Here is a 4,852-nt window from a genome sequence, read left to right as displayed (position 1 = left end):
ACGGCCCGACCGGAATATGCCGTGGTCGATGCCGTGCCCGGATCGTCGGTGCGTGCACGCATCGATCTGGACGAGATCGTCAAGCTGCTGGCCTTTTCACGCACGCCGGGCTCCGGGTTGCGTTGACGGCATGGGCCGAGCATCTGCTGGCATCATTTGCGCATGACGATGTTGCGCGTGGCCACCTACAACATCCACAAAGGGGTGCAGGGGTTGGGGCCGCTGCAGCGCTTGGAAATCCACAACCTGGTGCGCGCGGTGGCCGATCTGCAGGCCGATGTGGTTTGTCTGCAGGAGGTGCGGGCCTTTCACCGCCGGCTGCAGCGGCGTTTTGTCCATTGGCCGGCTGTCGATCAAGCGCAGTTTCTGGCACCGCCGGGCTACCATGCCGTGTACCAGACCCATGCTGTGACTCGCCACGGTGAGCACGGCAATGCGCTGCTGAGTCGTTTTCCGGTGTTGGCGCAGGCCCACCAGGATGTGTCGGATCACCGTTTCGAGCAGCGGGGGTTGCTGCATGTCACGCTGGCGGTGCCGGGCAGCGTGGCGACGGCCGGTGGGGACCCCAAGCCTGTGTGGACGCTGCATGTGATCGTGGTGCACCTGGGGCTGATTCAGGCCAGCCGACAGCGGCAGGTGCGGGCCCTGGGGCGTTACATCGATCAATCCGTGCCGAGCGCGGACCCTTTGATCGTCGCGGGCGACTTCAACGACTGGAGCGAGCAGCTGCACGGACCGATGGCGGCGCTGGGCCTGCGCACGGCGCCCCGCTCGCGCGTGCCCACATATCCTTCGCGCTGGCCGCTGCTGCCGCTGGATCGCATTTATGCGCGCGGGGTGGCGGTGTGTGCACTGTCCGTCCCCCGCGGTGGTGGGTGGGGGCGATGGTCTGACCATTTGCCCTTGGTGGCGGAGTTGGCCCTGCCGTGACGGCAGCTTTGCGTCCTGGACATCGCTTGCGGCTGCTGGAGGGCGGGCGCGCCCTGTTCCCGGCCATGGTACAGGCGATGGATCGGGCGCGCCATTTGATCCATGTGGAGACCTACATCTTCGTCTTTGCCCATGATGCGCTGCAGGTGGCAGAGGCCATGGAGCGCGCGGCGCGGCGCGGTGTGCAGGTGCGGCTGGTGGTCGACGCGGTGGGTACGCCCGAGATTGCGCCGGAGTGGGTGCGGCGCTTTGACGCTGCGGGGGTGCAGTGGCGCACCTACGCGCCGCTCGGGCGTCTGGGGTTGCTGATCCCGAGTCGCTGGCGGCGCCTGCACCGCAAGTTGTGTGTGGTCGATGGAGTGGTGGGGTTTTGTGGCGGGATCAATCTGATCGACGACCGAGACGATGTCGTGCTTGGGCGGCTGGCCGCCCCTCGATTGGATTACGCCGTGGAAGTCAGCGGCCCGCTGGTGGGCGATATGCTGGCGACCATGGAGCGGTTGTGGTGGCGCCTGTTGGCAGCGCGGCGCGCACACCAGCGCGAGTTTCGGGCGGCCTGGCAGGCCTGGCGTGCGGCGCAGGTCGGTGAGGATTTGCACGCGGGGTGGCAAGGCTGGTTCACGCAACGCGATGCCGCGCTCGTCGTTCCGGACGAGGGGCCGTCGGTACACGGGGCAGCCGCTGCCGTGCTGTGGCGGGACAATCTGCGCCATCGGCACGATATCGAGCGCGCCTATCTGCAAGCGATTGCACAGGCGCGGCACGAAGTGATCATCGCCAACGCCTATTTCATCCCCGGACGGCGGCTGCGCTGCGCACTGGCGCAGGCCGTCGCGCGCGGGGTGCGGGTGCGCCTGCTGGTGCAGGGCAAGTACGAGCGCTTTTTGCAATACCATGCGCCGCGCCCGGTGCATGCCTGGCTGCTGCGCGCGGGGGTTGAAATTCACGAATATGCGCCCAGCGCGCTGCACGCCAAAGTGGCGGTGGTCGACGATGGGTGGGCCACGGTCGGCTCCACCAACCTCGACCCGATCAGTCTGCTGCTGGCGCGCGAGGCCAACGTCGTCACCACCGACGCGCGCTTTGTGCGCCATTTGCGCTCTCGGCTCGACCATCTGATGCGCACGGCGGGGGTGGCGCTGGATATGGAGACCCTGCAGCGCCGCCCCTGGCACGAGCGGATGCGGGATTGGATTGCCTTTGCCGTGATGCGGGCGGTGCTGTTTTTGACCGGGCACCGGTATTGATGGTGGGGTTGATGGCCCGGTGTTACCATGTAAGCATGCTCATGAAAGCCCCCGAGACCATGACCGACGACACCCAGCCTGACGAGGGCGTGCCCGTCTCCGTCCGCATTCGTCAGCGAATACAAGCGGCGCGCAAGCGCTTTCACTCCAACGACAACATCGCCGAGTTCATTCGCCCCGGCGAGCTGGAGCAACTGCTCGACGAGGTGTCGGAAAAGATGCAGGCTGTGCTGGATGCCATGGTCATCGATACCGAAAACGACCACAACACCGAAGACACCGCGCGCCGGGTGGCCAAGATGTACCTGAAAGAGGTCTTTGCGGGCCGTTATCTGCCAGCGCCGGCGATCACCGAATTTCCGAATGCCGAGCATCTCAACGAGTTGATGATCGTCGGCCCGATCACGGTGCGCAGCGCCTGCAGCCACCATTTTTGCCCGGTGATCGGCAAGGTGTGGATCGGCATCATGCCCAACGAGCACACCAACGTGATTGGGCTGAGCAAGTACGCCCGCCTGGCCGAGTGGGTGATGGGGCGCCCGCAGATCCAAGAAGAGGCCGTGGTGCAACTGGCCGACCTGATCCAGGAAAAAACCCAGCCTGACGGGCTGGCCATCGTGATGGAGGCCACGCACTACTGCATGGCCTGGCGCGGTGTCAAGGACATGGACAGCCGCATGATCAACTCGGTGATGCGCGGCGTTTTTTTGAAAGACGCCAACTTGCGCCGAGAATTTTTGTCGCTGATTCCGCGGAGCTGAGGCCATGCTGGTGCGTTTGCTCTATGTCAGCCGGGCGGTAGACTCGGACACCTCGCGCGCCATCGAGTCGATTCTGGCTTCGGCGCGCCGCCACAATCTGCACAACGGTATCACGGGTATTCTGTGCTACGGCGGTGGGATCTTCTTGCAGGCCATCGAGGGCGGGCGCAGCGCGGTCAACCGGCTGTATAAGCAGATCATCGACGATCCGCGCCACCAGGATGTCGAGCTGCTGCTCTACGAAGAAATCACCGAGCGGCGCTTTGGCGGCTGGACCATGGGGCAGGTCAACCTCTCCAAGCTCAATACGTCCATCGTGCTCAAGTACTCCGAGCGGCCAGAGTTCGACCCTTACTCCGTCTCGGGCCAGGTCTCGCTGGCGCTGCTGGAGGAGTTGATGGCCACAGCCAGCATCATCGGCCGCGTTTGAGCCCCTGAGTGTTGGCGTGGTGGCCCCGGTGCCGCGACCGCGGCTGATTGGATGCGACTTCACCAGCGCTCCATCGGCGCGCAAGCCCATCGTGCATGCCGTGGGGCGCTTGGTGGAGGGGGGTGACGGTGGCTGGCGGGTGGTGCTGGACGGGCTGGAGCGCTTTGCCTCGCTGGCGCACTGGTCTGTCGCGTTGGAGCAACCGGGCCCTTGGGTGGGGGGCTTTGATCTGCCGTTTGGTCTGCCGAGGGCACTGGTGCAGTCCCTGGGCTGGCCGACGGCGTGGCAAGCCTGCATGGCGCATTATGCGACCCTGTCACGGGCGCAGATCCGCGCCACCTTTGCCGCCTACTGCGCGGCACGGCCAGCAGGGGCCAAGCTGGCGCACCGCGCCACGGACGGCCCGGCCGGGTCCAGCCCCAGCATGAAGTGGATCAATCCACCCGTGGCCTTCATGTTGCACGCGGGCGTGCCGCGCTTGCTGGCCGCTGGGGTGGCTTTGCCCGGATTGCATGAGCCGCCGGGCGGCTCGGACCGCGTGGCGCTCGAGGCCTATCCGGGTCTGCTGGCGCGCAGCGTGCTGGGCCAGCGGTCGTACAAAAGCGATGAGCGGGCCCGGCAGACCCCGGAGCGCTTCATCGCCCGCAAGGATCTGCTGCACGCTTTGGAGGCCGGTAGTGCGCCGCTGCTGGCCGTGCAGGGCCTGCGACTGCATCTGAGTCCCGCGCAGCACGAGGCCCTGGTGGACGACCCCCGCGGCGACGCCCTGGACGCGGTGCTGTGTTTGCTGCAGGCGGCCTGGGCCTGCGTGCAGCACGAGGCCGGCCACCCTTGCTGGGGGTTGCCACCGTTTGATCCCTTGGAAGGATGGATCGTGACAGCGGGGGCGTCGGTGGCCGTCAGGCCGGCTGATGGCTCGGGCCACACACCGGGCACGCGGCGTGCCGCGCGAACTGCACCTCGGTGAACGCCAAGCCGCGTCCGTCCAGCATCAGCAGCCGACCGATCAGGCGCGAGCCCAACCCCACGATCAGCTTGAGCGCCTCGGCTGCCTGTATCGTCCCGATGATGCCCACCAGCGGCGCGAAGACACCCATCGTCGCGCAACGGGTTTCTTCCAGCCCCTCGGTTGGGGGAAACAGGCAGGCGTAACAGGGCGAGTGTGGATCGCGCGGGTCGTACACCGACAGCTGGCCGTCGAAACGGATGGCAGCCCCGGACACCAGCGGGACCCTGTGCCGCACGCTGGCGCGGTTGATCAGGTGGCGGGTACGGAAGTTGTCGGTGCAATCCAGCACCACATCGGCGCTGGGCAACACGCTGTCGAGCACGGCGTCGTCGGCGTGCTGCAACAGCGGCTGGATACACACCTCTGGATTGATGGCGCGCATGGCCACCTGCGCCGAATGGGCTTTGGGCAGCCCCACGCGCGACAGGTCATGCGCGATCTGGCGTTGTAGGTTGGTGGCGTCCACCGTGTCGTG

At 66.4% G+C, this 4,852-nt stretch carries 6 protein-coding genes; 5 read left to right on the top strand and 1 reads right to left on the bottom strand.

Going from position 1 to position 4,852, the window contains the following annotated elements; genetic code table 11:
- Positions 1-162 precede the first annotated feature (162 nt).
- The 5 genes from P3W97_RS04580 to P3W97_RS04560 are packed head-to-tail and all read left to right on the top strand — an operon-like array spanning position 163 to position 4,335.
- Positions 163-930: an endonuclease/exonuclease/phosphatase family protein gene (locus tag P3W97_RS04580; RefSeq protein WP_300844218.1), complete on the top strand. Its 768-nt coding sequence runs from the start codon at positions 163-165 to the stop codon at positions 928-930.
- A complete protein-coding gene (gene clsB / locus P3W97_RS04575; protein WP_300844216.1) occupies positions 927-2,177 on the top strand; it encodes a cardiolipin synthase ClsB in 1,251 nt (416 codons plus the stop codon). Before P3W97_RS04580 ends, clsB begins: the two co-directional genes overlap by 4 nt.
- A 35-nt stretch (positions 2,178-2,212) precedes the next feature.
- A complete protein-coding gene (folE, locus tag P3W97_RS04570) occupies positions 2,213-2,938 on the top strand; it encodes a GTP cyclohydrolase I (protein WP_300844214.1) in 726 nt (241 codons plus the stop codon).
- A 4-nt stretch (positions 2,939-2,942) separates the two neighbouring features.
- Positions 2,943-3,368, top strand: coding sequence for a BLUF domain-containing protein (locus tag P3W97_RS04565; protein WP_300844212.1), 426 nt, complete (start codon positions 2,943-2,945; stop codon positions 3,366-3,368).
- A gap of 16 nt (positions 3,369-3,384) precedes the next feature.
- Positions 3,385-4,335 carry a DUF429 domain-containing protein gene (locus P3W97_RS04560; RefSeq protein ID WP_300844210.1) on the top strand — a complete coding sequence of 317 codons (951 nt, stop codon included), beginning with the start codon at positions 3,385-3,387 and terminating at the stop codon, positions 4,333-4,335.
- On the opposite strand, the gene P3W97_RS04555 is transcribed toward P3W97_RS04560, so the two are convergent.
- On the bottom strand, positions 4,268-4,852 hold a 585-nt coding region (locus P3W97_RS04555), incomplete at its 5' end, for a ThiF family adenylyltransferase (RefSeq protein WP_300844208.1). The two genes, P3W97_RS04560 and P3W97_RS04555, sit on opposite strands and share 68 nt — an antisense overlap.

This window comes from Tepidimonas sp., assembly GCF_029335975.1.
Lineage (GTDB): Bacteria > Pseudomonadota > Gammaproteobacteria > Burkholderiales > Burkholderiaceae_C > Tepidimonas.
Note: the sequence above shows the minus strand (reverse complement) of the source record. Positions and strands in the feature narration are given on the sequence as shown.

Excerpts from the sequence above, each read along its gene's own strand:
- P3W97_RS04580 (WP_300844218.1), top strand. The coding sequence starts at position 163 with ATGACGATGTTGCGCGTGGCCACCTACAACATCCACAAAGGGGTGCAG.
- folE (WP_300844214.1), top strand. The coding sequence starts at position 2,213 with ATGCTCATGAAAGCCCCCGAGACCATGACCGACGACACCCAGCCTGAC.
- P3W97_RS04565 (WP_300844212.1), top strand. The coding sequence starts at position 2,943 with ATGCTGGTGCGTTTGCTCTATGTCAGCCGGGCGGTAGACTCGGACACC.